The 25,048-nt window shown below is 60.4% G+C and carries 22 protein-coding genes and 1 other RNA gene; 18 read left to right on the top strand and 5 right to left on the bottom strand.

Annotation, left to right across the window (positions count from 1 at the left end):
• Positions 1-22: 22 nt before the first annotated feature.
• A complete protein-coding gene (locus JFT66_RS09575) occupies positions 23-1,429 on the bottom strand; it encodes a pyridoxal phosphate-dependent decarboxylase family protein (RefSeq protein WP_198859175.1) in 1,407 nt (468 codons plus the stop codon).
• 590 nt (positions 1,430-2,019) lie between these two features.
• Here JFT66_RS09575 and JFT66_RS09570 point away from each other — a divergent pair.
• On the top strand, positions 2,020-2,793 hold the full coding sequence (locus JFT66_RS09570; protein WP_034118162.1) for an OmpA family protein: 774 nt from the start codon (positions 2,020-2,022) through the stop codon (positions 2,791-2,793).
• Between the two features lie 64 nt (positions 2,794-2,857).
• Here JFT66_RS09570 and JFT66_RS09565 read toward each other — a convergent pair whose 3' ends face one another.
• From JFT66_RS09565 to JFT66_RS09550, 4 genes are all read right to left on the bottom strand, one after another.
• Complete coding sequence (locus JFT66_RS09565; protein WP_034118163.1) at positions 2,858-3,439, bottom strand: BON domain-containing protein; 582 nt, start codon at positions 3,437-3,439, stop codon at positions 2,858-2,860.
• On the bottom strand, positions 3,436-4,029 hold the full coding sequence (locus tag JFT66_RS09560) for a phosphoheptose isomerase (RefSeq protein WP_007904374.1): 594 nt from the start codon (positions 4,027-4,029) through the stop codon (positions 3,436-3,438). The genes JFT66_RS09565 and JFT66_RS09560 overlap by 4 nt, the downstream gene beginning before the upstream one ends.
• A 95-nt stretch (positions 4,030-4,124) precedes the next feature.
• Entirely contained in the window at positions 4,125-4,496 is a 372-nt protein-coding gene (locus JFT66_RS09555) for a YraN family protein (protein ID WP_034118164.1), read from the bottom strand.
• The gene (locus JFT66_RS09550; protein ID WP_034118165.1) at positions 4,496-6,307 is read right to left on the bottom strand and encodes a penicillin-binding protein activator; all 1,812 of its coding nucleotides are present in this window, start codon (positions 6,305-6,307) and stop codon (positions 4,496-4,498) included. Before JFT66_RS09550 ends, JFT66_RS09555 begins: the two co-directional genes overlap by 1 nt.
• Before the next feature lie 175 nt (positions 6,308-6,482).
• Between JFT66_RS09550 and rsmI the strand changes: the two genes are divergently transcribed.
• The 17 genes from rsmI to ftsZ all read left to right on the top strand — a co-directional run bounded on the left by rsmI (position 6,483) and on the right by ftsZ (position 24,992).
• Positions 6,483-7,388, top strand: coding sequence for a 16S rRNA (cytidine(1402)-2'-O)-methyltransferase (gene rsmI, locus JFT66_RS09545; RefSeq protein ID WP_152612317.1), 906 nt, complete (start codon positions 6,483-6,485; stop codon positions 7,386-7,388).
• 95 nt (positions 7,389-7,483) lie between these two features.
• Positions 7,484-7,837, top strand: an RNA gene (gene rnpB, locus JFT66_RS09540) — RNase P RNA component class A.
• A 355-nt stretch (positions 7,838-8,192) separates the two neighbouring features.
• Positions 8,193-8,648, top strand: a complete 456-nt coding sequence (mraZ, locus tag JFT66_RS09535) for a division/cell wall cluster transcriptional repressor MraZ (protein ID WP_003171868.1) — start codon at positions 8,193-8,195, stop codon at positions 8,646-8,648.
• Entirely contained in the window at positions 8,645-9,592 is a 948-nt protein-coding gene (gene rsmH, locus JFT66_RS09530) for a 16S rRNA (cytosine(1402)-N(4))-methyltransferase RsmH (protein ID WP_004371992.1), read from the top strand. The genes mraZ and rsmH overlap by 4 nt, the downstream gene beginning before the upstream one ends.
• Entirely contained in the window at positions 9,589-9,882 is a 294-nt protein-coding gene (ftsL, locus tag JFT66_RS09525) for a cell division protein FtsL (RefSeq protein ID WP_003188663.1), read from the top strand. The genes rsmH and ftsL overlap by 4 nt, the downstream gene beginning before the upstream one ends.
• Positions 9,882-11,624, top strand: coding sequence for a peptidoglycan D,D-transpeptidase FtsI family protein (locus JFT66_RS09520; protein ID WP_167524251.1), 1,743 nt, complete (start codon positions 9,882-9,884; stop codon positions 11,622-11,624). Before ftsL ends, JFT66_RS09520 begins: the two co-directional genes overlap by 1 nt.
• Positions 11,624-13,087: a UDP-N-acetylmuramoyl-L-alanyl-D-glutamate--2,6-diaminopimelate ligase gene (locus tag JFT66_RS09515; RefSeq protein WP_153838871.1), complete on the top strand. Its 1,464-nt coding sequence runs from the start codon at positions 11,624-11,626 to the stop codon at positions 13,085-13,087. The genes JFT66_RS09520 and JFT66_RS09515 overlap by 1 nt, the downstream gene beginning before the upstream one ends.
• Positions 13,080-14,450: a UDP-N-acetylmuramoyl-tripeptide--D-alanyl-D-alanine ligase gene (locus tag JFT66_RS09510; RefSeq protein ID WP_198859174.1), complete on the top strand. Its 1,371-nt coding sequence runs from the start codon at positions 13,080-13,082 to the stop codon at positions 14,448-14,450. Before JFT66_RS09515 ends, JFT66_RS09510 begins: the two co-directional genes overlap by 8 nt.
• Complete coding sequence (gene mraY / locus JFT66_RS09505; protein WP_034118170.1) at positions 14,450-15,532, top strand: phospho-N-acetylmuramoyl-pentapeptide-transferase; 1,083 nt, start codon at positions 14,450-14,452, stop codon at positions 15,530-15,532. Before JFT66_RS09510 ends, mraY begins: the two co-directional genes overlap by 1 nt.
• A 6-nt stretch (positions 15,533-15,538) precedes the next feature.
• The gene (murD, locus tag JFT66_RS09500; RefSeq protein WP_198859173.1) at positions 15,539-16,885 is read left to right on the top strand and encodes a UDP-N-acetylmuramoyl-L-alanine--D-glutamate ligase; all 1,347 of its coding nucleotides are present in this window, start codon (positions 15,539-15,541) and stop codon (positions 16,883-16,885) included.
• Positions 16,882-18,105, top strand: coding sequence for a putative lipid II flippase FtsW (gene ftsW / locus JFT66_RS09495; protein ID WP_034118172.1), 1,224 nt, complete (start codon positions 16,882-16,884; stop codon positions 18,103-18,105). Before murD ends, ftsW begins: the two co-directional genes overlap by 4 nt.
• Positions 18,095-19,165, top strand: coding sequence for an undecaprenyldiphospho-muramoylpentapeptide beta-N-acetylglucosaminyltransferase (gene murG / locus JFT66_RS09490; RefSeq protein ID WP_034118173.1), 1,071 nt, complete (start codon positions 18,095-18,097; stop codon positions 19,163-19,165). The genes ftsW and murG overlap by 11 nt, the downstream gene beginning before the upstream one ends.
• On the top strand, positions 19,158-20,606 hold the full coding sequence (gene murC / locus JFT66_RS09485) for a UDP-N-acetylmuramate--L-alanine ligase (RefSeq protein ID WP_034118174.1): 1,449 nt from the start codon (positions 19,158-19,160) through the stop codon (positions 20,604-20,606). Before murG ends, murC begins: the two co-directional genes overlap by 8 nt.
• Entirely contained in the window at positions 20,603-21,559 is a 957-nt protein-coding gene (locus JFT66_RS09480; RefSeq protein WP_198859172.1) for a D-alanine--D-alanine ligase, read from the top strand. The genes murC and JFT66_RS09480 overlap by 4 nt, the downstream gene beginning before the upstream one ends.
• 4 nt (positions 21,560-21,563) lie before the next feature.
• A complete protein-coding gene (locus JFT66_RS09475) occupies positions 21,564-22,433 on the top strand; it encodes a cell division protein FtsQ/DivIB (RefSeq protein WP_034118176.1) in 870 nt (289 codons plus the stop codon).
• Between the two features lie 15 nt (positions 22,434-22,448).
• Positions 22,449-23,711: a cell division protein FtsA gene (ftsA, locus tag JFT66_RS09470; RefSeq protein WP_137199717.1), complete on the top strand. Its 1,263-nt coding sequence runs from the start codon at positions 22,449-22,451 to the stop codon at positions 23,709-23,711.
• A gap of 75 nt (positions 23,712-23,786) precedes the next feature.
• Positions 23,787-24,992 carry a cell division protein FtsZ gene (ftsZ, locus tag JFT66_RS09465; RefSeq protein WP_017138180.1) on the top strand — a complete coding sequence of 402 codons (1,206 nt, stop codon included), beginning with the start codon at positions 23,787-23,789 and terminating at the stop codon, positions 24,990-24,992.
• The last annotated feature ends 56 nt before the right edge of the window (positions 24,993-25,048 follow it).

The following is a 25,048-nucleotide window of genomic DNA, read 5'->3' as shown; positions in this document are numbered from 1 at the left end:
AAGTGATGAGTCGGTAGAGGAATTAATCAGCTGCGCGTTTTAACGCGGCGGTCACCCGATCAATATCTTCCACTTGGGTCATCCAATTACTGATGGATAAACGCAACGCGTATTCACCTTTGTATGTCGTCGGGGTGATATACAATTCGCCACTGCTGTTGAGGTTACTCAGCACCTGTTTATTGAGTTCCGCCAAGGCAGTGGGAGAGCAAGCGTCTTTGAAGTAACGAAAGACCAGGAGATTCAACCTGACTTCACATAAAAGTTGAAAGCTGGGACTTTCATTAATCCATGCGGCGATACGCTGGGCATAACCACAGTGGCGTTCTATCTGTTCCCTGTATCCAGCCTTGCCATAGGCTATCAACGTCATCCATAACGGCAGCGCCCGATAGCGTCGAGACTGTTCGACACCACGGTTCATGAAAGCCGGTAATTGCCCTTCCATCGGAACGTAGGGCGCATCAGCTGAAAATGCTCGCTCATGAAGAGTGACATGGCGGGTAAATGCGATGCCGCAGTCATATGGAACGTTGAGCCATTTATGCGCGTCGGCTGTAATAGAGTCCGCAAGCTCCAAGCCTTCTACCAGATGCGCATACTGACTCGAGCACCTCGCGAAGGCACCGAACGCTGCATCGACATGCAACCATGCAGCGTATTTTTTGCATAACGCGGCCAGCGAAACCAGATCATCAAAATCGCCACTGTTAACGGTGCCTGCACTGGCCACCACGATTCGACAGGTCGATGGGCAAGTGCCAAGCGCCTGTTCCAGCGCCTGTAGATCAAACACTTCGCGATCAGGCAGGCAAGTTACATTGATAAAGTTACGCTGACCTATACCGAGAAGCCCCAGGTCTTTGACAATGCTTGAGTGGGGCGAGGCGCAGAAAACCATTACGGGAGGCGCGGCCTGAAGACCGTCCCGGGCGATGCTGACGTTGTTCTGTTCACCACACCATTCACGGGCGGTGGCCAGGCCGACGAGATTCGCTGCGGTGGCGCCTGTTGTCAGTACGCCGTGGAAAGCACCTGATGGGAGCCTGAGTAAATCTGCCAGAAAACTGAGGGTCTGGGCTTCGATGAACGCTGCTATAGAATGGCGTTCAGTCGCAACGTTCTGATCCAGCACGGAAACCAGCCAATCACCAGCCAACGCTGCGGGCGTAGTACCCCCGGTGACAAAACCAAAGTATCGCGGGCCTGTACTGCGAGTGTGGGATTCGCCGTAGTTTTCCCAATACGTTGCCAGAGCGGCTAACCCGCCAATCCCCTGCTCAGGCATCGCGGACTGAATCGTGCGGTGGTGAGGCTGAGTATTGACCACATCGGCATTACGAGCGTCTGCCAGAAAATCCAGCGAAATACGACAGACCTCAGCCATCAGTTCAGGCAAAGCAGATTCGTCACGGGGGAACCCCAGCATCCCAGTACTCCTTTACCTTAATAAAACGATCACTGTGGATCGTCGACATTTCCATACGTCTTTAGGAAGTTCGACATCTATAGCAGATCCGTTAAAGAACTCAAGTTGGCAGCTACGGGGGTAGAGAGACGCAAACATCACGATAGAGGGGCGTATGTGTTTCTGCAGTGGAAAACCTAACACTATGAATTTAATGAATAAAATCATAAATAAACAGGTGGGCAACCTGTCAATTGAAGAGCCGGATTCGAGGCGGGAATGACGCGAAATAATGGATCCAAAGTTTATGAACTGAACATTAGCAGTTCTTAAACATATCCAGGCCCGATCAATTTCTGGGCGAGGTGGCGAACGAGCATGGAATTGTCCGGCTGGCAGCGCTGTTGTGTCTGACAGGCGTTGCAGCAAAAACTCAGGTCGTATTCAGCCTGCGTCTGCTACGGTTTCTGTAACGATGAAAGTGGCTGAACCTTTTGTTACAGCATAGGCGCCACTCACGGAATTTTTACCGCTGGTCGCGTTCCAAACTCGGCACAGGTCCATTGCCAATGTCCTCTGCATCACAGAATGCAAAAGTAGGAGCTCCCTTCATGTTTACTCCGCGTCGTCTGCTTGTTGTCGCTACCGCCGTAGCCCTGTTGTCTGGCTGCGCTTCACCTAATCCTTATGACGGCAGCCAGGGACAGGCCAGCAATGGTTCCGAAAGCGGTATGAGCAAGACCGCCAAGTACGGCGGCCTCGGTGCGCTGGCTGGCGCATTGGCCGGTGCGGCCATCGACCATAACAACCGTGGCAAGGGCGCGCTGATTGGCGCGGTCGTTGCGGGTGCTGGCGCGGCTGGTTATGGCTACTACGCCGACCAGCAAGAGAAAAAACTGCGCGAAAGCATGGCCAACACCGGCGTGGAGGTGCAGCGCCAGGGTGACCAGATCAAGCTGATCATGCCGGGCAATATCACCTTCGCCACCAACTCGGACGCGATCTCCAGCAGCTTCTACCAGCCGCTGAACAACCTGGCCAACTCCCTCAAGCAGTTCAACCAGAACACCATCCAGATCGTCGGCTATACCGACAGCACCGGCAGCCGCCAGCTGAACATGGACCTGTCCCAACGCCGTGCGCAGAGCGTGGCCAACTACCTGACCTCCCAGGGCGTCAGCGCTGCCAACCTGAGCGCACGCGGTGCCGGCCCGGATAACCCGATTGCCAGCAACGCTGACGTGAATGGCCGTGCCCAGAACCGTCGTGTCGAGGTCAATCTTGGCCCGATCCCTGGCCAGCAATACGGCCAGCCTGGCCAGCAGCAACAAGCGCCACAGCAGAACAACCAGTTCCAGGGCAACCCGTACCAGCAGTACCAATAAACGCTGGCCACTAAAAAGGGCGCCGTGCAGTCAATGCACGGCGCCCTTTTTTATAGCTGCTACATCAGTCGATGTATTCGAACACCTTCACAATCTTCTGCACACCAGATACGCCCTGTACCAGGTTGGCCGCGCGGGTCGCTTCCGCCTGGGTCAGCAGGCCCATCATGTAGACGATGCCGTTATCGGTGACGATCTTGATCCGCGAGCCAGGGACCGCACTGTCGGTGAGCATCTGCGCCTTGATCTTGGTGGTCAGCAAGGCATCGTTGCTGATGGCCAGCAGGGTGATCGGGTCCATGACCTGCAATTCGTTGTGGACCTTCTTGACCCGTTGCACGGTCGAGGCAGCTTGTTCTGCCTGGGCCTTGAGGTCGGCGCGGGGTGTTTGCCCTGCCAGCAGGACGATGCCGTTGAAGCTGGTCACCACGATGCGTGAGGCGCCGTTGCCCAGGTCTGTAGCAGCCTTGGCGACGTTGACCTTGACCTTGGTTTCGATCAGCGAGTCGTCGATGGTGCTGCCGAAAGTGCGCGTGCCCCGGTCGTCCTGAATGGGGGTGTCCCGTGTAGCGGTGATTGCCGAGCTGCAGCCGCTGATGGCAAGGCACAGCGTAATAGCCATAAGGCTGAGGCGGTTAACGGTCATTCTTCACTCCCGAACAGTTGGCTGTCGATCAGATCGCACAGGCAGTGGATCGCCAGCAGGTGGACTTCCTGAATGCGTGCAGTGACATTGGCCGGGACGCGAATCTCCACGTCCTCCGGCAGCAGCAGCGAAGCCATGCCGCCGCCGTCGCGGCCGGTCAAGGCTACGACAATCATTTCGCGATCATGTGCGGCCTGGATCGCTTGAATAATATTCGCCGAGTTGCCGCTGGTGGAAATCGCCAGCAACACGTCGCCTGGTTGGCCGAGGGCGCGGATCTGCTTGGAGAAGATTTCGTTGTAGCTGTAGTCGTTGGCGATCGAGGTGATCGTCGACGAATCAGTGGTCAAGGCAATGGCCGGCAGGCTGGGGCGCTCACGCTCGAAGCGGTTGAGCAACTCGGAAGAAAAATGCTGGGCGTCGCCGGCCGAACCACCGTTGCCGCAGGAAAGCATTTTGCCTTCGTTGAGTAACGCGTTGACCATGACCTGGCTGGCTTGCTCGATGTGCGGTGCAAGTACGTCCATCGCCTGTTGCTTGGTGTCGATGCTGGCCTGGAAAAGCTGGCGAATTCGGGATTGCATGTCCATCTGTGTGACCTTAAGTAGCGCGGCTGTTTGGCACAGGTAATGTGCAGCCCGCAAAGCAAAGAGCAAAAGTGTGTGTGGTGAAGGTGCCGGGAGCGTCAGCTGTCGAAGGCATCTTTGAGCCAGTTCAGATCAGCAGGACCCGACGGTGTGCTTTCTATGGCAACCACATCGAAACGGCAGGGGCTGTCAGCCCAGCGATGCTCTTTTTGCAGGAAAAACTGCGCAGCGAGTATCAGTTTCTGACGCTTGCGCCCGTCAATACTGGCGAGCGCGCCACCCCATTGTGCGTGTTTTCTGTAGCGGACTTCGACGAATACTACTGTATCGCCGTCAAGCATGACCAGATCAAGCTCGCCGCGTTTGCACAACCAGTTCTGCGCCAGAAGGCGCAGACCCTGTTGTTGCAGGTATTTCAGCGCTTGAAGTTCGGCATCCTTGCCGCTTTGTGCGCTGGAGCGCTCGGGCATCAGCGCGGGGTATCGGGCAGGCGCTGGATCTCGCCGCCGACGAATTTCGCCCATGGCATCTGACGATCAACGCGCTGGTTGGCGCTGATGCCCAGGTTGCCCGAGAGACCGTCGACACGGGTGTCCGGCAACGCCTTGAGTTGGCCCAGGCGTGGCGCCAGGCGGTAGGCATCGACACCCATGGCGTACAGGCGACCCAGGCTGCCATTGGCCTGCGGCCATTGCGTGGCTACCTGGTTGCGCAGCGGGTCAGTGGTGTTGAGCAGCCAAGGGGTTTCGCAGAACATCACGTTAGTCATGTCCAGGTACTGGTTCCTGTCACCGCTGGCACTGAACACGTGGGACGTTGCGTAGACCGGCACATCCCCAGCGTACTGGAAGTTCAGGGTCGGCTTGATCTGTTGGGCCAGTTGCGGAGTAACGGCCAGGAAGATGAACTCGATGTCCTGGCGACGCGAAGGCTGTGCGGCAACGTCGGTGCCGACCGTGCTTTGCAGGCTCTTGGCGCGGCCTTCGCTTTTACGCAGTTGGAACAGATCGGCGATCTGCTGGGCCAGTGCCACGGGCTGATCGACGTACTCGACGCCCATGACGGTGCCGCCATTGGCTTCCCAATCCTGGCGGAAGGCTTTGTAGACGCGCTCACCCCATTCGCCACGGGGCACCATGGCGGCGGCGCGATGCAGGCCATCGGCACGGGCACGGCGCGATACTTCACGGGCTTCGTCTTCAGCGGCCAGGCCGAACTGGAACAACTGCGCCGGGCCTTGATCGGTCTCGCTGTAGTTCAGCGCCAGGGTGGTGATCGGCAATTGCGGGCGTGCGCTGAGTTGTTTGACCAGTGGTTTTTCCAGCGGGCCAACCACCAATTGCACGCCAGCGGCCTGGGCCTTGGCGTAGAAATCGTCGATGGAGGTCAGGCGCGAGCTGTCGTAGAACTCAATGACCGGCGCCTTCTGCCCGGCTTGTTCAGCCTGGTAGTGAGCCGCCATGAAACCTTCACGCAGCGCCTTGCCGACCGAAGCCAGCGGGCCTTCCTGTGGAAGCAGCACGGCAATCTTGTTCAGGGGCTGGCTGGCCAGTTCCTTGAGCTTGGTCAGCGGCGTTGGCAGTTGCACTGCCGCCGGGTGGCCCGGGTTCTGCGCGCGCCAGGTATCGATGGCGGCTTGTTGTTGCTCCAGGGTGCCAGCACCCTTGACCGCTTGGGCCAGGGTAATCCAGCCGTCCAGTGTCGGGTTGCCCGTCGCTTGCAGTTGTTCGGCTGGCAGCGCGGCAATCAATACCCAGATGGCTTCGTGGTTGCTTGCGGCGGCATCGCCGGTGAGCAGCGGCGCGATGGCTACACGCTCGCGAGCGGCGGCGAGGGTCTGGCCGTCGGCTTCATAGGCGCGGGCATGCACGGTGCTGGTGCGGATCTGCTGGTCTGCCGGCAGTTCCTTCAGGCTCTGCAGGCTGGGGTGGTTCAACGCCGCCAATGCCGCCTTGGGCTGGTTGCGCGTCATCGCCAGTTCGGCGGCCAGGGTGCTGGCAAATACTTGCGCGGCCGGCTTCAGGACATCCAGGGGCACCTGCGCAAGAATCTGCGACGAGCGGCCGGGATTATTCTGCTGGTAGGCCAGGTCAGCCGCACTCAGGCGCAGCATCGCGGCCTTTTCTGGCGTCTTGGCGTTCGTTGCCTGTTCGAGCAGTTGCTCGATACTGGCATCCGGAGTCCGTGGAAGGTCGCCAAGGCTGGACGAGGGCGAGCTGGCGCAAGCGGCCAGCAAGGCAGCGAGGCAGAGGGCGGAGAGCAGCCGCAGGCAAGCGATCATGTAAGTGTCCTGATACCGATCAAATTAGCGTGGAATTGTACCCAAGCACTGGCCCAGGCGCGATGTTAGTGGCGTGAAACCGTGGATTTAGGTCGTGCAAATGTTGCGGTTAACTAACGGTGGCTGAAACGGCATCTACCGTGATGGCATATTTTCAAAGCATCTACGCGCTACAATGTGGCTTTTGCCAACCATCGAGGTGTGCGTTTTGACTGCTCCAGGTCCATTGAATTCCACTGCAGGCTCGCTTTTTGTCGTGGCGACGCCCATTGGCAACCTGGACGACATCAGTGCGCGTGCGCTGAAAGTGTTGCGCGAGGTTAAATTGATCGCGGCAGAAGACACGCGGCACTCCCAGCGGTTGATGCAACATTTTGGAATCAGCACGCCATTAGCGGCATGCCACGAGCACAACGAACGTGAAGAGGGCAGCCGTTTTATCACGCGCCTGCTGGCCGGTGATGACGTGGCGTTGATCTCCGATGCGGGTACGCCCCTGATTTCCGACCCGGGGTACCACTTGGTCCGCCAGGCGCGCGCCGCTGGTATCAATGTAGTGCCTGTTCCGGGGGCGTGCGCGCTGATCGCTGCATTATCTGCCGCCGGCTTGCCGTCGGATCGCTTTATCTTCGAGGGTTTCCTTCCGGCCAAGGCGGTAGGGCGTCGTGCACGCCTGCAAGCGCTAAAAGAAGAGCCGCGCACCCTGATCTTCTACGAAGCCCCGCACCGTATCCTGGAATGCCTGCAAGATATGGAGCTGGTGTTTGGCGGCGAGCGTCTGGCGTTGTTGGCCCGTGAGCTGACCAAGACCTTCGAGACCCTCAAGGGCTTGCCGCTGGAAGAGCTGCGCGCGTTTGTCGAGGGCGACAGCAATCAACAGCGGGGCGAGTGTGTGGTGCTGGTGGCGGGCTGGACCGCACCGGAGAATGAAGACGCCGTGGGGAGCGAGGCCATGCGCATCCTTGATTTGCTGCTCAAGGAAATGCCACTCAAGCGCGCCGCCGCCCTGGCGGCGGAAATTACCGGGGTGCGCAAAAATGTGTTGTATCAGGTAGCGCTGGATAAACAGAAAGCCGAATAGTTCCAGGGGTAAACCTGTATTCCGTCTGAACGTGATGGCACTGCTGCACTTTAATACTTGTCCTGAGACCGCCGTGCCGTTAACCTGCGCGGCGGAGAGTCGATTGGACAGTCGCTGCCCTCTATGAAAATTAGGGGGGGGAGGAAAGTCCGGGCTCCATAGGGCGAAGTGCCAGGTAATGCCTGGGAGGCGTGAGCCTACGGAAAGTGCCACAGAAAATAACCGCCTAAGCACTTCGGTGCCGGTAAGGGTGAAAAGGTGCGGTAAGAGCGCACCGCACGACTGGCAACAGTTCGTGGCTAGGTAAACCCCACTTGGAGCAAGACCAAATAGGGTCCCAAGGCGTGGCCCGCGCTGGGACCGGGTAGGTTGCTAAAGATGTCCAGTGATGGCCATCGTAGACGAATGACTGTTCAAGACAGAACCCGGCTTATAGATCGACTCTCCACCTTTTTTCCTTGCGTTCGAATCTCGTGCGCAAACCCGGTAGCAACGCAAGAATCCCTCCCTGCCAAATCATTGGCAGATGCATCTTCGTAATACCAAAAAAATCTTACTCTTAATAAATTACTTTAACTTTAGGTCGTAGCTCTATGAGCTATCTGCCGTTCTTGAGTCAAAAACATCTCCAAACTCTCGTTTCTCCTCCTTTTACACTCCTAAATCTCCGTTCTGTAAGGCTTTTCCTTGAATACGCGCCTTGACGGTGTGGTAGGCGCATTCCTATAGTGTGCGCAAGTGGCGGAAAGTGGCACAAAGTGGGTTTTTTGAACGTAAAACGCTAAAATTTGGAGAAACGCATCTGTGTTTCGCGGAGCTAACGCTATCAGTCTCGATGCAAAAGGCCGTCTCGCCATGCCGAGCCGGTATCGTGACGAGCTCATTTCGCGAAGTTCAGGGCAGTTAATCATCACGATTGACGCTGTTGACCCTTGTTTGTGTGTTTACCCCCTCGATGAGTGGGAGTTGATCGAAACCAAGTTGCGCGCGCTGCCTTCATTGCGTGAAGAAAACCGTCGCCTGCAGCGTTTGCTGATTGGTAATGCCGTCGACCTTGAGCTCGATGGCAGCGGTCGTTTCCTGGTGCCGCCGCGTCTGCGCGAGTACGCCAAGCTCGACAAGCGCGCAATGCTGGTGGGCCAACTGAACAAGTTCCAATTATGGGACGAAGATGCCTGGGATGCTGTGTCTGCAGCAGACCTGGCTGCTATTCAACAACCGGGCGCCATGCCTGATGAACTGCGTGATTTGATCCTGTGACTATTGATAGCGGCTTTAACCACATCACCGTACTGCTTGACGAAGCCGTCGAGGCTCTCGCCGTACGCGCGGATGGCTGCTATTTGGATGGCACCTTCGGCAGGGGTGGGCACAGCCGGTTGATACTCAGCCAGCTCGGCTCCGACGGTAAGCTCCTCGGGTTTGACAAAGACCCTCAAGCGATTGCCACCGGGCAAGCGCTAGCGGCCGAAGACGGCCGCTTTGTCGTTGTGCAACGCAGCTTTGCCGAGCTGGGCGCCGAAGTCGCCGAGCGTGGCATGGCGGGCAAGGTGGCCGGGGTTTTGCTCGACCTGGGCGTGTCTTCGCCACAGCTCGACGACCCTGAGCGCGGCTTCAGTTTCATGAACGACGGGCCGCTCGACATGCGCATGGACCCTACCCGTGGCGTCAGTGCCGCGCAGTTCATCGCTACTGCTCCGGTGGAAGAAATCGCCCGCGTTTTCAAGGAATATGGCGAAGAGCGCTTCGCCGGTCGCATGGCGCGTGCCGTAGTCGAGCGCCGTGAAATCCAGCCATTCGAGCGTACAGCTGACCTGGCCGAAGTGCTGAAAGTCGCCAACCCGGCGTGGGAAAAGGGCAAGAACCCGGCCACCCGTGCGTTCCAGGGCCTGCGCATTCACGTCAACAACGAATTGGGCGATCTGGAAGCCGGCCTCGAAGCCGCTCTGGACGCTTTGGAAGTGGGCGGTCGCCTGGTGGTGATCAGCTTCCACTCCCTCGAAGACCGCATCGTCAAGCTGTTCATGCGTCGTCTGGTCAAGGGCGAGTCCGACAACCTGCCGCGCAACTTGCCGGTACGTTTCGAAGCCTTTGTGCCGAAAATCAAAATCCATGGCAAAGCGCAGTTCGCTTCCGAAGCCGAGCTCAAGGCCAACCCACGTTCCCGTAGCGCCGTCATGCGCGTCGCGGAGAAGCTGCGGTGAGCAAGCTTTTCGCCAAGCCCCTCCCGGGCGGTAGCTTCTTTATGTTGCTGCTGTTTGTCGGCGTGCTGGTGTCCGCGATTGCGGTGTCCTACAGCGCCCACTGGAACCGCCAGTTGCTCAATACCCTGTATGGGGAATTGAGCGTGCGTGATAAAGCGCAGGCGGAGTGGGGCCGGCTGATCCTCGAGCAAAGTACCTGGACAGCCCACAGCCGTATCGAAGTACTGGCTACCGAACAGCTGAAAATGCACATCCCTGGCGCGGCCGAAGTCCGCATGGTGGCGCCATGATGAAGCTCGAAGGCGCACTCTACCCATGGCGCTTCCGCCTGATGCTCGGCTTGCTGGCATTGATGGTGGGCGCGATCGTCTGGCGCATCTTCGACCTGCAGGTGGTCGATCGTGACTTCCTGATCGGCCAGGGTGATGCCCGCAGCCTGCGGCATATCCCGATTCCTGCGCACCGCGGCCTGATCACCGATCGTAATGGCGAGCCTCTGGCTGTCAGTACTCCGGTGACCACCCTGTGGGCCAACGCCAAGGAATTGCAGGTCGCCAAGGACAGGTGGCCTGAACTTGCCGCCGCTCTCGGCCAGGATCGCAAAGCCCTGACCGAGCGCCTGGAAGCCCAGGCCAATAAAGAATTCATCTACCTGGTTCGTGGGCTGACCCCCGAACAAGGTCAACAAGTGCTCGACCTTAAAGTCCCCGGTGTCTACGGCATCGAGGAGTTTCGTCGTTTCTACCCGGCCGGCGAAACCACCGCACATATGGTCGGTTTTACCGATATTGATGACCATGGCCGCGAAGGTGTAGAGCTGGCCTATGACGAATGGCTGGCCGGGGTTCCCGGCAAGCGACAGGTCATCAAGGATCGGCGCGGCAGATTGATCAAGGATGTCCAGGTCACCAAAAACGCCAAGGCCGGCAAGCCCTTGGCGTTGTCGATTGACCTGCGCCTGCAATACCTGGCCAACCGCGAACTGCGCAACGCGATTATCGAGAACGGCGCGAAGGCCGGCAGCCTGGTGATCATGGACGTGAAGACCGGCGAGATCCTCGCCATGGTCAACCAGCCGACCTATAACCCGAACAACCGCCGCAACCTGCAGCCGGCAATGATGCGTAACCGCGCGATGATCGACGTGTTCGAGCCCGGTTCGACCATGAAAGCCATTTCCATGAGCGCCGCCCTGGAAACCGGGCGCTGGAAGCCCAGCGACAAGGTCGAGGTGTACCCAGGCACTCTTCAGCTCGGCAGATACACCATTCGTGACGTGTCCCGCAGCGAAGGCCCAGTGCTGGATCTGACAGGCATCCTGATCAACTCCAGTAACGTCGGCATGAGTAAAGTGGCCTTCGATATCGGCGGCGAGACCATCTATCACCTGGCGCAAAAAATTGGCCTGGGGCAACCCACTGGCCTCGATTTCCCGGGTGAGCGGGTCGGTAACCTGCCGAACTACCGCGAATGGAAAAAGGCCGAGACCGCTACGCTTTCCTACGGCTACGGCCTGTCGGTGACTGCCATCCAACTGGCCCACGCGTTCTCTGTGTTGGCCAATAATGGCCGCATGGTCCCGCTGAGCCTTATCCACGTCGACGAAGCGCCGAAAGCTACCCAGGTCATCCCGGAAAAGGTCGCCAAGACCATCCAGGGCATGCTGCAACAAGTGATCGAGGCGCCCCGTGGCGTGTTCCGCGCCCAGGTGCCGGCCTATCACGTAGCAGGCAAGTCCGGTACTGCGCGTAAGACGTCGGTAGGCACCAAGGGTTATGCCGAAAACTCCTACCGTTCGTTGTTCGCAGGCTTCGGCCCGATGAGCGACCCGCGCTACGCAATCGTTGTTGTGATCGATGAGCCGAGCAAAGCCGGTTACTTCGGTGGCCTGGTATCGGCGCCGGTGTTCAGCAAAGTGATGTCCGGCACCCTGCGTCTGATGAACATCACGCCGGACAACCTGCCGCCGACCCAACAAGCGAACGCCGGGCCACCGGCCGCTGCTGTAAAAGCCAATGGAGGGCGTGGCTGATGTCTCTTAGCCTGAACAAGATTTTTGCCCACGCCGGCCGCGATCTGTTGATTCGCGAGTTGAGCCTGGACAGCCGTAATGTGCGTGCCGGTGACCTGTTCCTGGCAGTGCCCGGCGGCAAGTTCGATGGCCGTGCGCACATCGCCGACGCCCTGCAACGCGGTGCTGCCGCTGTGGCCTATGAAGTGGAAGGCGCGACTGTGCTGCCGATCACCGACGTGCCGTTGATCCCGGTCAAGGGCCTGGCTGCGCAGCTCTCCGACATTGCCGGGCGTTTCTATGGTGACCCAAGCCGCCAGCTCAACCTGGTAGGTGTGACTGGCACCAATGGCAAGACTAGCGTGACCCAATTGGTCGCCCAGGCCCTTGACCTGTTGGGCCAGCACTGCGGCATCGTCGGCACCCTGGGCACTGGCTTCTATGGCGCTCTGCAAAGCGGCCTGCACACCACGCCGAATCCTATTGCCGTGCAAGCGACCTTGGCCGACCTGAAAAAAGCCGGGGCCAAGGCGGTTGCCATGGAAGTCTCCTCCCACGGCCTGGACCAGGGGCGAGTCACCGCGCTGGCCTTTGACGTTGCGGTGATGACCAACCTGTCCCGCGACCACCTCGATTACCACGGCACCATGGAGGCGTATGCCGCCGCCAAGGCCAAGCTATTTGCCTGGAATGACCTGAGGTGCCGGGTAGTCAACCTGGACGACGCATTCGGCCGCCAACTGGCCGCCGAAGACAGCGAATCTCGCCTGATCAGCTATAGCCTGAAAGATTCCAGCGCTTACCTGTATTGCCGCGAAGCTCAATTCAATGACGAAGGCGTGCGCGCCACGTTGGTCACGCCCCAGGGCGAGCACCACTTGCGCAGCACCTTGCTCGGTCGCTTCAACCTCAGCAACGTGCTCGCCGCCATCGGCGCGTTGCTGGGCCTGGATTACGCCCTGGATGAAATCCTGCGTGTGCTGCCCAAGCTCGAAGGCCCGGCTGGGCGCATGCAGCGCCTGGGTGGCGGCACGCAGCCGCTGGTGGTGGTCGATTACGCCCACACCCCGGACGCGTTGGAAAAAGTCCTCGAAGCCCTGCGCCCGCATGCCAAGGGCAAATTGCTCTGCCTGTTCGGCTGTGGCGGTGATCGTGATCGTGGCAAGCGTCCGTTGATGGCCGAGATTGTCGAGCGCTTGGCCGATGGCGTGCTGGTCACCGACGACAACCCACGCAGCGAAGATCCGAAGCAGATTTTCGACGACATCCGTGTCGGCTTCAAAGATGCGGGCAAGGTCACCTTCGTTGCCGGCCGTGGTACTGCCATTGCCCAATTGATCGCTAGCGCCAGCGCTGACGATGTGGTGGTCCTGGCGGGTAAAGGTCACGAGGACTATCAGGAAATCAAGGGTGAGCGCCATGCCTTCTCCGACTTGGTCGAGGCCGATCATGCCTTGACCGCCTGGGAGGTCGCCCATGCTTAAAGCGATGAAGTTCAGCGAGCTGGCCCAGGCCCTGTCGGCCCGTGTGCTGTCAAGCGATTGCACGTTCAACGGCGTCAGTATCGACAGCCGCAACATCAAGCCGGGGCAATTGTTTATCGCCCTGACGGGCCCGCGTTTCGATGGTCACGACTACCTCAATGACGTCGCCGCCAAAGGTGCCGTTGGCGCCTTGGTGCAGCGTGAAGTGGCCGATTCGACCTTGCCGCAATTACTGGTTGTCGATACTCGCTTGGCCCTGGGCCAGTTGGGTGCACTCAACCGTGCCGCTTTTGATAAGCCGGTGGCGGCCATTACCGGCTCCAGCGGCAAGACCACGGTCAAGGAACTGCTCGCCGGTGTCCTGCGCACGCGCGGGCCGGTACTTGCTACCCGTGGCAACCTGAACAATGATTTCGGCGCACCGCTGACCCTGCTCGAACTGGCCCCGGAACACACGGCGGCGGTGATCGAGCTGGGTGCTTCGCGCATCGGCGAAATCGCCTACACCGTAGCGCTGACCAAGCCCCACGTTGCAATTATCAACAACGCCGGTACCGCCCATGTCGGTGAGTTCGGCGGGCCGGAAAAAATCGTCGAAGCCAAGGGCGAAATCCTCGAAGGGCTTGACGCTTCGGGTACCGCCATACTGAACCTGGACGACAAGGCTTTCGAGACCTGGCGTGTACGCGCCGCCGGTCGCAAGGTGCTGACGTTTGCGGTGCTGAATGCAGCCGCCGATTTCCACGCCTCCAACATCCGCGTCGACGCCCGGGGCTGCCCGTCCTTTACCTTGCATACCCCGCAAGGTGAGGAACACGTGCAGTTGAACCTGTTGGGCAACCATAACGTCGCCAACGCGTTGGCCGCCGCCGCTGCCGCTCATGCCCTGGGTGTGTCGCTGTTCGGTATCGCTACCGGCCTGGGCGCGGTGCAGCCGGTCAAGGGCCGCACCGTGGCGCAATTGGCCAGCAACGGCATGCGCGTGATTGATGACACTTACAACGCCAACCAGTCCTCGGTCTGCGCCGCCATCGATCTGCTCAAGGGCTTCGACGGTCGCAAGGTGCTGGTGCTGGGTGATATCGCCGAACTGGGCGACTGGGCCGAACAGTCCCATCGCGAAGTCGGCGCCTACGCCAGCGGCAAGGTCGACGCGCTCTACGCCGTTGGCCCGAACATGGCTCACGCGGTTAACGCCTTCGGTGCCGGCGCACTGCATTTCGCCAGCCAGGCCGAGCTGATCCAGGCGTTGGCCGCGACTGAACACGACAAACACACAACCATTTTGATCAAGGGATCGCGCAGCGCGGTGATGGAAAACGTCGTCGCAGCCTTGTGTGGCTCAAGTACGGAGAAACATTAATGCTGCTGCTGCTGGCTGAGTATCTGCAACAGTTCCACAAAGGCTTCGCGGTCTTTCAGTACCTGACCCTGCGCGGGATCCTCGGTGTGCTGACCGCGCTGTGTTTGTCGCTGTTCCTGGGGCCGTGGATGATCCGCACCCTGCAGAGCCTGCAAATTGGTCAATCGGTTCGTAATGACGGCCCGCAGTCGCACCTGTCCAAGTCCGGCACCCCGACCATGGGCGGTGCGTTGATCCTGTCGTCCATTGGCATCAGCACCTTGCTGTGGGCCGACCTGCACAACCGCTATGTGTGGGTAGTGTTGCTGGTGACCCTGTTGTTCGGCGCCATCGGCTGGGTGGATGACTACCGCAAAGTGATCGAGAAAAACTCCAAGGGGCTGCCAAGCCGCTGGAAGTATTTCTGGCAGTCGGTGTTCGGCCTGGCCGCGGCGATCTTCCTCTACACAACTGCGCCGAGTGCGGTCGAGACCACCCTGATCATCCCGATGCTCAAGGACGCCAGCATTCCCCTGGGCATCGGTTTCGTGGTGCTGACCTACTTCGTGATCGTCGGCTCCAGCAACGCGGTGAACCTCACCGATGGCCTCGACGGCTTGGCGATCATGCCCACGGTGATGGTCGGCGGCGCGCTCGGCATCTTCTGCTACCTGTCGGGCAACGTGAAATTTGCCGAATACCTATTGATCCCTTATGTACCGGGCGCGGGTGAACTGATCGTATTCTGCGGCGCGCTGATCGGCGCTGGCCTGGGGTTTCTGTGGTTCAACACCTACCCGGCACAAGTCTTCATGGGCGACGTCGGCGCACTGGCGCTGGGCGCAGCCTTGGGCACCATCGCGGTGATCGTTCGCCAGGAAATCGTGTTGTTCATCATGGGCGGCGTGTTCGTGATGGAAACCCTGTCGGTGGTCATCCAGGTGGCTTCTTTCAAGTTGACCGGGCGTCGCGTGTTCCGCATGGCGCCGATCCACCACCACTTTGAACTCAAGGGCTGGCCCGAGCCACGCGTGATTGTCCGTTTCTGGATCATCACCGTGATTCTGGTACTGGTCGGCCTTGCCACCCTGAAACTGAGGTAGAAACGAGTGTCCCTGATCGCTTCAGACCACTTCCGCATCATTGTCGGCCTCGGCAAGAGCGGCATGTCCCTGGTTCGCTTCCTGGCGAACCGGGGCACGTCGTTTGCCGTGGCTGACACGCGGGAAAATCCACCGGAGCTGGTCACGCTGCGCCGTGACTACCCGCACGTGGAAGTGCGTTGTGGCGAGCTGGATGTCGAGTTTCTGTGCCGTGCCGATGAGCTCTACGTGAGCCCGGGCCTGACAATCGCGACACCGGCCCTGCAAGCCGCAGCGGCGCGGGGCGTGAAGCTGTCCGGCGATATCGACCTGTTTGCACGTAACGCGAAGGCACCGATTATCGCCATCAGCGGCTCGAATGCGAAAAGCACCGTGACCACCCTGGTCGGCGAGATGGCGGCTGCGGCCGGCAAGCGTGTGGCCGTGGGCGGCAACCTCGGCACGCCGGCGCTCGACCTGCTGAGCGACGACGTTGAGCTGTACGTGATGGAACTGTCGAGCTTCCAGCTGGAAACGACTCACGACCTCGGTGCTGAAGTCGCCACCGTATTGAACGTCAGCGAAGACCATATGGATCGCTATAGCGGCCTGCCGGCTTACCATCTGGCCAAGCACCGGATCTTCCGTGGTGCCAGGCAAGTGGTGGTCAATCGCCAGGATGCATTGAGCCGTCCGCTGATGGGCGAGGGCCTGCCATGCTGGACCTTCGGCCTGAGCAAGCCTGATTTCAAAGCCTTCGGCATTCGCGAAGAGAACGGCGAGAAATACCTGGCCTTCGAATTCCAGAACCTGATGCCGGTGCGCGAGCTGAAAATCCGTGGCGCACATAACCAGTCCAACGCCCTGGCGGCCTTGGCGCTCGGCCATGCCGTGGGCCTGCCGTTCGACGCCATGCTGTCGGCGCTGCGCACCTTCGGCGGTCTTGAGCATCGCTGCCAGTGGGTACGTGACCTGGATGGCGTCAGCTATTACAACGACTCCAAGGCCACCAACGTCGGTGCGGCCCTGGCTGCCATCGAGGGCCTTGGCGCCGATATCGAAGGCAAGCTGGTACTGATCGCTGGCGGTGACGGCAAAGGTGCCGACTTCAAGGACCTTAAAGGTCCGGTCGCTGCACATTGCCGTGCCGTGGTGCTGATGGGGCGCGATTCTGACTTGATCGCTGCTGCCTTGGGCGAAGGCGTGCAACAAGTACGCGCCACGTCCCTGGACGACGCCATCGCCCAGTGCAAAGCCCTGGCCCAGCCGGGCGATGCGGTGCTGTTGTCGCCGGCGTGCGCCAGTTTCGACATGTTCAAGAACTACGAAGAGCGCGGCCAGCTGTTCGCCCGCGCCGTGGAGGCCTTGGCATGAGTATCGACTTCAGAAATATCATCAAGCCGTACCCGTCGCCGATCATCACTGGGCGCGGTATCGACCTCGACTTCCCAATGCTCGCGGGTTGCCTGGCATTGCTGGGCCTGGGGCTGGTGATGATCACCTCGGCATCTTCCGAAGTGGCCGCCGTGCAGTCGGGCAACACCCTGTACATGATGATCCGTCACCTGGTGTACCTGGTGATCGGCCTCGGCGCGTGCATCGTCACCATGATGATCCCCATCGCCACCTGGCAGCGCCTGGGTTGGCTGATGCTGATCGGTGCGTTCGGCCTGTTGGTGATGGTGATCCTGCCAGGCATCGGCCGCGAGGTGAACGGTTCGATGCGCTGGATCGGCTTCGGCGCGTTCAACGTGCAGCCCTCGGAAATCGCCAAGGTGTTCGTGGTGATCTACCTCGCCGGCTACCTGGTGCGGCGCCAGAAAGAAGTACGCGAAAGCTGGATGGGCTTCTTCAAGCCGTTCATTGTGCTGCTGCCGATGGCCGGCCTGTTGCTGATGGAACCCGACTTCGGCGCCACCGTAGTCATGATGGGCGCGGCGGCGGCGATGCTGTTCCTCGGCGGCGTCGGCCTGTTCCGCTTCACCTTGATGGTGGTGCTGGCGGTGGCTGCGGTGACGATTCTGGTGCAGGCGCAACCCTACCGGATGGCGCGCCTGATCACCTTTACCGACCCCTGGTCCGACCAGTTCGGTTCCGGCTACCAGTTGACCCAGGCGCTGATCGCCTTCGGTCGCGGCGAGTGGTTGGGCGTGGGCTTGGGCAACAGTGTGCAGAAGCAGTTCTACCTGCCGGAAGCCCACACCGACTTCGTGTTCTCGGTACTTGCCGAAGAGCTGGGTGTAGTGGGTTCGCTGTGCACGGTCGGGCTGTTTGTATTCGTCTGCGTACGCGCCATGTACATCGGCCTGTGGGCCGAGAAAGCCAAGCAGTTCTTCGCCGCCTACGTTGCTTATGGGTTGGCATTCCTGTGGATTGGCCAGTTCCTGATCAACATCGGTGTGAACGTCGGCCTGCTGCCGACCAAGGGCCTGACCCTGCCGTTCCTTAGCTATGGCGGCAGCTCGTTGGTGATCTGCTGCGCCTGTCTCGGCTTGTTGCTGCGCATCGAGTGGGAGAGTCGAACCCACCTGGGCAGCGAAGAGATGGAGTTCAGCGAAAGCGACTTTGCCGAGGAGCCGACCCATGGGCGCTAACGTGCTGATCATGGCGGGCGGCACCGGGGGCCATGTGTTCCCGGCCCTGGCCTGCGCGCGTGAATTCCAGAACCGTGGCTACACCGTGCACTGGTTGGGTACACCGCGTGGTATCGAAAACGAATTGGTACCGAACGCCGGCCTGCCGCTGCATCTGATCAACGTCACCGGCCTGCGCGGCAAGGGCAAGTTGTCCCTGCTCAAGGCGCCGTTCGTGTTGCTCAAGGCGGTGTGGCAAGCACGCAACGTTATTCGTGAATTGAAACCGGTATGTGTGCTCGGTTTTGGCGGTTACGTGACTGGCCCTGGCGGTGTCGCGGCCAAGCTCGCCGGTGTGCCGGTGATCGTGCACGAGCAGAATGCCGTCGCTGGTACCGCCAACCGCCTGCTGGTGCCGTTGGCCTCGCGGGTGTGTGAAGCCTTCCCGAAAACGTTCGCCGCCTCGGACAAGCTGCGCACCACCGGCAATCCGGTGCGTACCGAGCTGTTCATGGCGATTGCGCGTGATGCATTGGCCGGGCGCAAGGCGCACCTGCTGATCCTCGGCGGAAGCCTGGGCGCCGAACCGCTGAACAAATTGCTGCCCGAAGCGGTAGCGCAGCTCCCTGTGGAATTGCGCCCGGAGATCTTCCATCAGGCCGGCAAGAACCACGATGAAGTCACCGCCGCACGTTATCGCGAGGCCGGTGTAGAGGCGAATGTACAGCCCTTCATCAAAGACATGGCCCAAGCCTATGGCTGGGCCGACCTGGTGGTTTGCCGCGCTGGTGCGCTGACCGTCAGTGAACTGGCCGCTGCCGGTCTGCCGTCCTTGCTGGTGCCTTTGCCCCACGCCATCGACGATCACCAGACCCGCAACGCCGAATATTTGGCCGGGGAGGGCGCTGCCTTTCTGCTGCCGCAAAGAACGACTGGCGCCGCCGATTTGGCCGCACGCCTGACCGAGGTTTTGATGCAACCGGAACGACTCAACAGCATGGCGAGCACCGCAAGCCGCCTGGCCAAACCTGATGCAACCCGCACCGTAGTCGATATCTGCCTGGAGGTGGCTCATGGTTGAGAATCAGAAAGCCATGCCGCAACCCGAGATGCGCCGCATCCGTCGTATTCACTTCGTTGGTATCGGCGGCGTGGGCATGTGTGGCATCGCCGAAGTGCTGCTGAACCTGGGCTACCAGGTGTCCGGCTCGGACTTGAAAGAGTCGCCGGTTACCGATCGCCTGAAGTCCTTTGGCGCGCAGATATTTATCGGCCACCGTGCCGAGAACGCCGCCGAGGCTGACGTGCTGGTGGTATCCAGTGCCGTGAACACCTCCAACCCGGAAGTGGCCACCGCCCTTGAGCGCCGTATCCCGGTGGTGCCGCGTGCCGAGATGCTCGCCGAACTGATGCGCTACCGCCACGGCATCGCCGTTGCCGGTACCCATGGCAAGACCACCACCACCAGCCTGATCGCCTCGGTGTTCGCCGCCGGTGGCTTGGACCCGACCTTCGTCATCGGTGGCCGCCTGAATGCAGCCGGTACCAATGCCCAGCTCGGCACCAGCCGCTACCTGATCGCCGAAGCCGATGAAAGCGATGCGAGCTTCCTGCACCTGCAACCGCTGGTCGCCGTCGTCACCAACATCGACGAAGACCACATGGCGACCTACGACGGTGACTTCAACAAGTTGAAGAAAACCTTCGTCGACTTCCTGCATAACCTGCCGTTCTACGGCCTGGCGGTGGTGTGCCTGGACGACCCGGTAGTGCGTGAGATCCTGCCTCAGGTCAAGCGCCCGACCGTGACCTACGGCTTCAGCGAAGATGCCGATGTGCGTGCGATCAATGTGCGCCAGGAAGGCATGCAAACCTACTTCACCGTGCTGCGCCCCGACCGCGAGCCGCTGGACGTGTCGGTCAACATGCCGGGCAACCACAACGTGCTCAATTCCCTGGCGACCATCTGCATCGCCACCGATGAAGGCGTCAGCGATGAAGCCATCGTCGAAGGTCTGTCGCGCTTTGCCGGTGTGGGCCGACGCTTCCAGGTCTACGGCCAACTGCCGGTTGAAGGCGGTGACGTGATGCTGGTGGACGACTACGGTCACCACCCGACTGAAGTTGCAGCGGTGATCAAGGCCGTGCGCGGTGGCTGGCCGGAGCGCCGCCTGGTGATGGTCTACCAGCCGCACCGCTACAGCCGTACCCGCGACCTGTACGACGATTTCGTCAATGTATTGGCCGATGCCAACGTGCTGCTGTTGATGGAAGTCTACCCGGCCGGCGAAGAGCCGATCCCTGGCGCTGACAGCCGCAAGCTGTGCAACAGCATCCGCCAGCGTGGCCAGTTGGACCCGATCTACATCGAACGTGGCGTGGACCTGGCGCCTATCGTCAAGCCGCTGCTGCGCGCGGGTGACATTTTGCTGTGCCAAGGCGCCGGTGATATCGGCGGCCTTGCACCCAAGTTGCTGGCGAGCCCGCTGTTTGCCGCCGCCGCACAGGGGAAGTCGAAATGACCACGAATTACGACGCCCTGTTCTCCACCCTCACGCCTGCCGACTTCGGCCGCGTGGCAGTGCTGTTCGGCGGCAAGAGCGCTGAGCGCGAAGTGTCGCTCAATTCCGGCAATGCCGTGCTTGAGGCTCTGCAAAGCGCTGGTGTGAACGCATTCGGAATCGACGTGGGCGATGACTTCCTCGCTCGCCTGCAAGCCGAAAAGATCGACCGCGCCTTCATCATCCTGCATGGCCGTGGCGGTGAAGACGGCAGCATGCAGGGCCTGCTGGAGTGCGTCGGCATTCCTTATACCGGTAGCGGCATCCTCGCGTCGGCGCTGGCCATGGACAAGTTGCGCACCAAGCAGGTGTGGCACAGTTTGGGGATTCCGACGCCACGTCACGCCGTGCTGTGCAGCGAAGACGATTGTATTTCTGCGGCCAAGGAACTGGGCCTGCCTTTGATCGTCAAACCAGCCCATGAAGGCTCCAGTATCGGCATGGCTAAAGTGAACTCGGCCGCCGAATTGATCGACGCATGGAAAGCGGCAAGTACCTACGATTCGCAAGTGTTGGTGGAACAGTGGATCTCCGGTCCCGAGTACACCATCGCCACCCTGCGTGGCCAGGTATTGCCGCCTATCGCATTGGGCACACCCCACACCTTTTATGACTACGACGCCAAGTACGTGGCTTCCGATACCCAGTACCGGATCCCGTGCGGCCTCGATGCAACCAAGGAACACGAATTGATGGACCTCACGGCGAAAGCCTGTGAGGCGCTGGGTATCGCCGGTTGGGCACGGGCAGACGTGATGCAGGATGAGCAAGGGAATTTCTGGTTCCTTGAAGTCAACACTGCACCGGGTATGACCGACCACAGCCTGGTTCCCATGGCCGCCCGTGCCGCCGGTCTGGACTTCCAGCAGTTGGTGCTGTCGATCCTGGCCGACAGCATTGAGCCAAGAGGCTAAACACATGAACGGCGCATCGCTTCGTCATCAGCCCCCACAAGCCCCGAGCCGCAAGCCGGTGCCACGGGGTGCCAGCCGAATGGTGGCTAAAGAGCCGATGTCGGCGCGCCTGCCGAAAGCCAACTTTGGTTTTATCAAGGCGCTGTTCTGGCCGGTGTTGCTGGTGGTGCTGGGCTTCGGTACCTACGAAGGTGCGCAGCGCCTGTTGCCGTATGCCGACCGGCCGATCACCAAGATCAGTGTGCAGGGCGACTTGAGCTACATCAGCCAGCAAGCGGTACAGCAGCGCATCGGCCCGTACCTGGCGGCGAGCTTCTTTACCATCGATCTGGCCGGCATGCGCGCGGAGCTGGAACAGATGCCCTGGATCGCTCACGCCGAAGTCCGCCGTGTTTGGCCGGACCAGGTGACGATCCGCCTGGAAGAACAACTGCCCGTGGCCCGTTGGGGCGATGGCGCGCTGTTGAATAACCAGGGCCAGGCGTTCACCCCGCGTGAACTGGCGAACTATGAGCACCTGCCGCAGCTGTTCGGGCCGCAGCGGGCGCAGCAGCAAGTGATGCAGCAGTACCAGGCCTTGAGCCAGATGCTGCGGCCGCTGGGCTTCTCCATTGCACGCCTGGAATTGCGTGAGCGGGGCAGCTGGTTTTTGACGACCGGGGCAGGCAGTTCCGGCCCGGGCATCGAGTTGTTGCTGGGACGCGACCGCTTGGTGGAAAAGATGCGCCGCTTTATTGCCATCTATGAAAAAACCTTGAAAGAACAGATTACGAACATTGCGAGCGTCGACCTGCGTTACGCCAACGGCCTGGCCGTCGGCTGGCGTGCACCGGCTGCGCCCACGGCAGCACAACCCGCTGTCGCGAAGAATTAAGAAGAGGCAGGACCCATGGCAAACGTGCAAAGCGGCAAAATGATCGTCGGTCTCGATATCGGCACCTCCAAGGTGGTGGCGCTGGTTGGCGAGGTCGGGGAAGACGGCACGATCGAAATCGTCGGTATTGGCACGCATCCGTCCCGGGGCCTGAAGAAGGGCGTGGTGGTGAACATCGAGTCCACCGTGCAATCGATCCAGCGCGCTATCGAAGAAGCGCAGCTGATGGCCGGTTGCCGGATCCATTCGGCGTTCGTCGGCGTCGCCGGCAACCACATCCGCAGCCTGAACTCCCACGGCATCGTGGCGATCCGCGACCGCGAAGTCAGCTCGGCCGACCTCGAACGCGTACTCGATGCCGCCCAGGCCGTGGCGATCCCGGCTGACCAGCGCGTGCTGCACACCCTGCCGCAGGACTACGTGATCGATAACCAGGAAGGCGTGCGTGAGCCCCTGGGCATGTCGGGCGTTCGCCTGGAAGCCAAGGTCCACGTAGTGACCTGCGCCGTCAACGCCGCACAGAACATTGAAAAATGCGTGCGCCGCTGCGGCCTGGAAATCGACGACATCATTCTCGAGCAGTTGGCTTCGGCCTATTCGGTGCTGACTGACGACGAAAAAGAACTGGGCGTGTGCCTGGTGGACATCGGCGGCGGTACCACCGATATCGCGATCTTCACCGAGGGTGCGATCCGTCACACCGCCGTGATCCCGATTGCCGGCGATCAGGTCACCAACGACATCGCCATGGCGCTGCGTACGCCGACCCAGTACGCCGAAGAAATCAAGATTCGCTACGCCTGCGCCCTCGCCAAGCTGGCCGGTGCCGGCGAGACCATCAAGGTGCCAAGCGTGGGCGACCGTCCACCGCGTGAACTGTCGCGCCAGGCCCTGGCTGAAGTGGTCGAGCCGCGCTACGACGAACTGTTCACCCTGATCCAGGCTGAACTGCGCCGCAGCGGCTACGAAGACCTGATCCCGGCCGGCATTGTGCTGACCGGTGGCACGTCGAAGATGGAAGGCGCGGTCGAGCTGGCCGAGGAAATCTTCCACATGCCGGTCCGCCTGGGCGTTCCCCATGGCGTCAAAGGCCTGGGCGACGTAGTACGCAACCCGATTTATTCCACCGGTGTGGGCTTGCTGTTGTACGGGCTGCAAAAGCAGACCGACGGCATTTCCCTGTCGGGCCCGAGCATCCGTGACAGCTACCGCAGTGACGACGAAGCGAAAGCGCCGTTGTTCGAGCGGCTGCAGGCTTGGGTAAAAGGCAATTTCTAAAGATTTACCGCGACACCGCAGCACCCGCAGTAAGCAGTAGGCGAAAAAACTAGAGAAAACGAAAGGAGAGGGAAAATGTTTGAACTCGTAGACAACATCCCCGCAAGCCCGGTTATCAAAGTAATCGGTGTCGGCGGTGGCGGCGGCAACGCTGTCAATCATATGGTCAAGAGCAACATTGAAGGCGTTGAATTCATCTGCGCCAACACTGATGCCCAGGCGCTGAAAAGCATCGGCGCGCGGACCATCCTGCAATTGGGCACAGCCGTGACCAAGGGGCTCGGCGCTGGCGCCAATCCGGAAGTCGGCCGTCAAGCCGCCCTGGAAGACCGCGAACGTATTGCCGAAGTGCTGCAAGGCACCAACATGGTGTTCATCACCACCGGCATGGGCGGCGGTACCGGTACCGGTGCTGCGCCGATCATTGCCGAAGTGGCCAAGGAAATGGGGATTCTGACAGTCGCAGTCGTGACCCGTCCGTTCCCGTTCGAAGGCCGCAAGCGCATGCAGATCGCCGACGAAGGTATCCGTCTGCTGTCTGAAAGCGTCGACTCGTTGATCACCATCCCCAACGAGAAACTGCTGACCATCCTGGGCAAGGACGCAAGCCTGCTGTCCGCGTTCGCCAAGGCTGACGATGTACTGGCCGGTGCCGTTCGCGGTATCTCCGACATCATCAAGCGCCCGGGCATGATCAACGTCGACTTTGCCGACGTACGTACTGTCATGAGCGAAATGGGCATGGCGATGATGGGCACTGGCTGCGCCAGCGGTCCGAACCGTGCACGCGAAGCCACCGAAGCGGCCATCCGCAACCCGTTGCTCGAAGACGTGAACCTGCAAGGCGCACGCGGCATCCTGGTGAATATCACTGCCGGTCCTGACCTGTCCCTGGGTGAGTACTCCGACGTGGGTAGCATCATCGAAGCCTTCGCTTCCGAGCACGCCATGGTCAAAGTCGGTACCGTTATCGACCCGGACATGCGCGATGAACTGCATGTAACCGTGGTTGCTACCGGCCTGGGCGCGAAAATCGAGAAGCCTGTGAAGGTCATCGACAATACCGTTCACACCGGCCATAACAGCCACGCCAGCCAACAAGCTGCCGCTCCAGCGCCTGCGCGCCAGGAACTGCCGTCTGTTAACTACCGTGACCTGGATCGTCCGACCGTGATGCGCAACCAGGCTCAGGCCGGTGCTGCGGCATCCCGTAGCCCGAATCCGCAAGATGATCTGGACTACCTGGACATCCCGGCATTCCTGCGTCGTCAGGCCGATTAATGGAATGTATCAGGGCTATGAAGGTGATTGGTGTTCAGCAAAGGTCTGGTCTGCTA

It is taken from the genome of Pseudomonas sp. MF6755 (assembly GCF_016405635.1).
In the GTDB taxonomy this organism is placed as follows: domain Bacteria; phylum Pseudomonadota; class Gammaproteobacteria; order Pseudomonadales; family Pseudomonadaceae; genus Aquipseudomonas; species Aquipseudomonas haemolytica.
The sequence above is the reverse complement of the archived record's forward strand: the minus strand, read 5'-3'. Positions and strand labels throughout refer to the sequence as shown.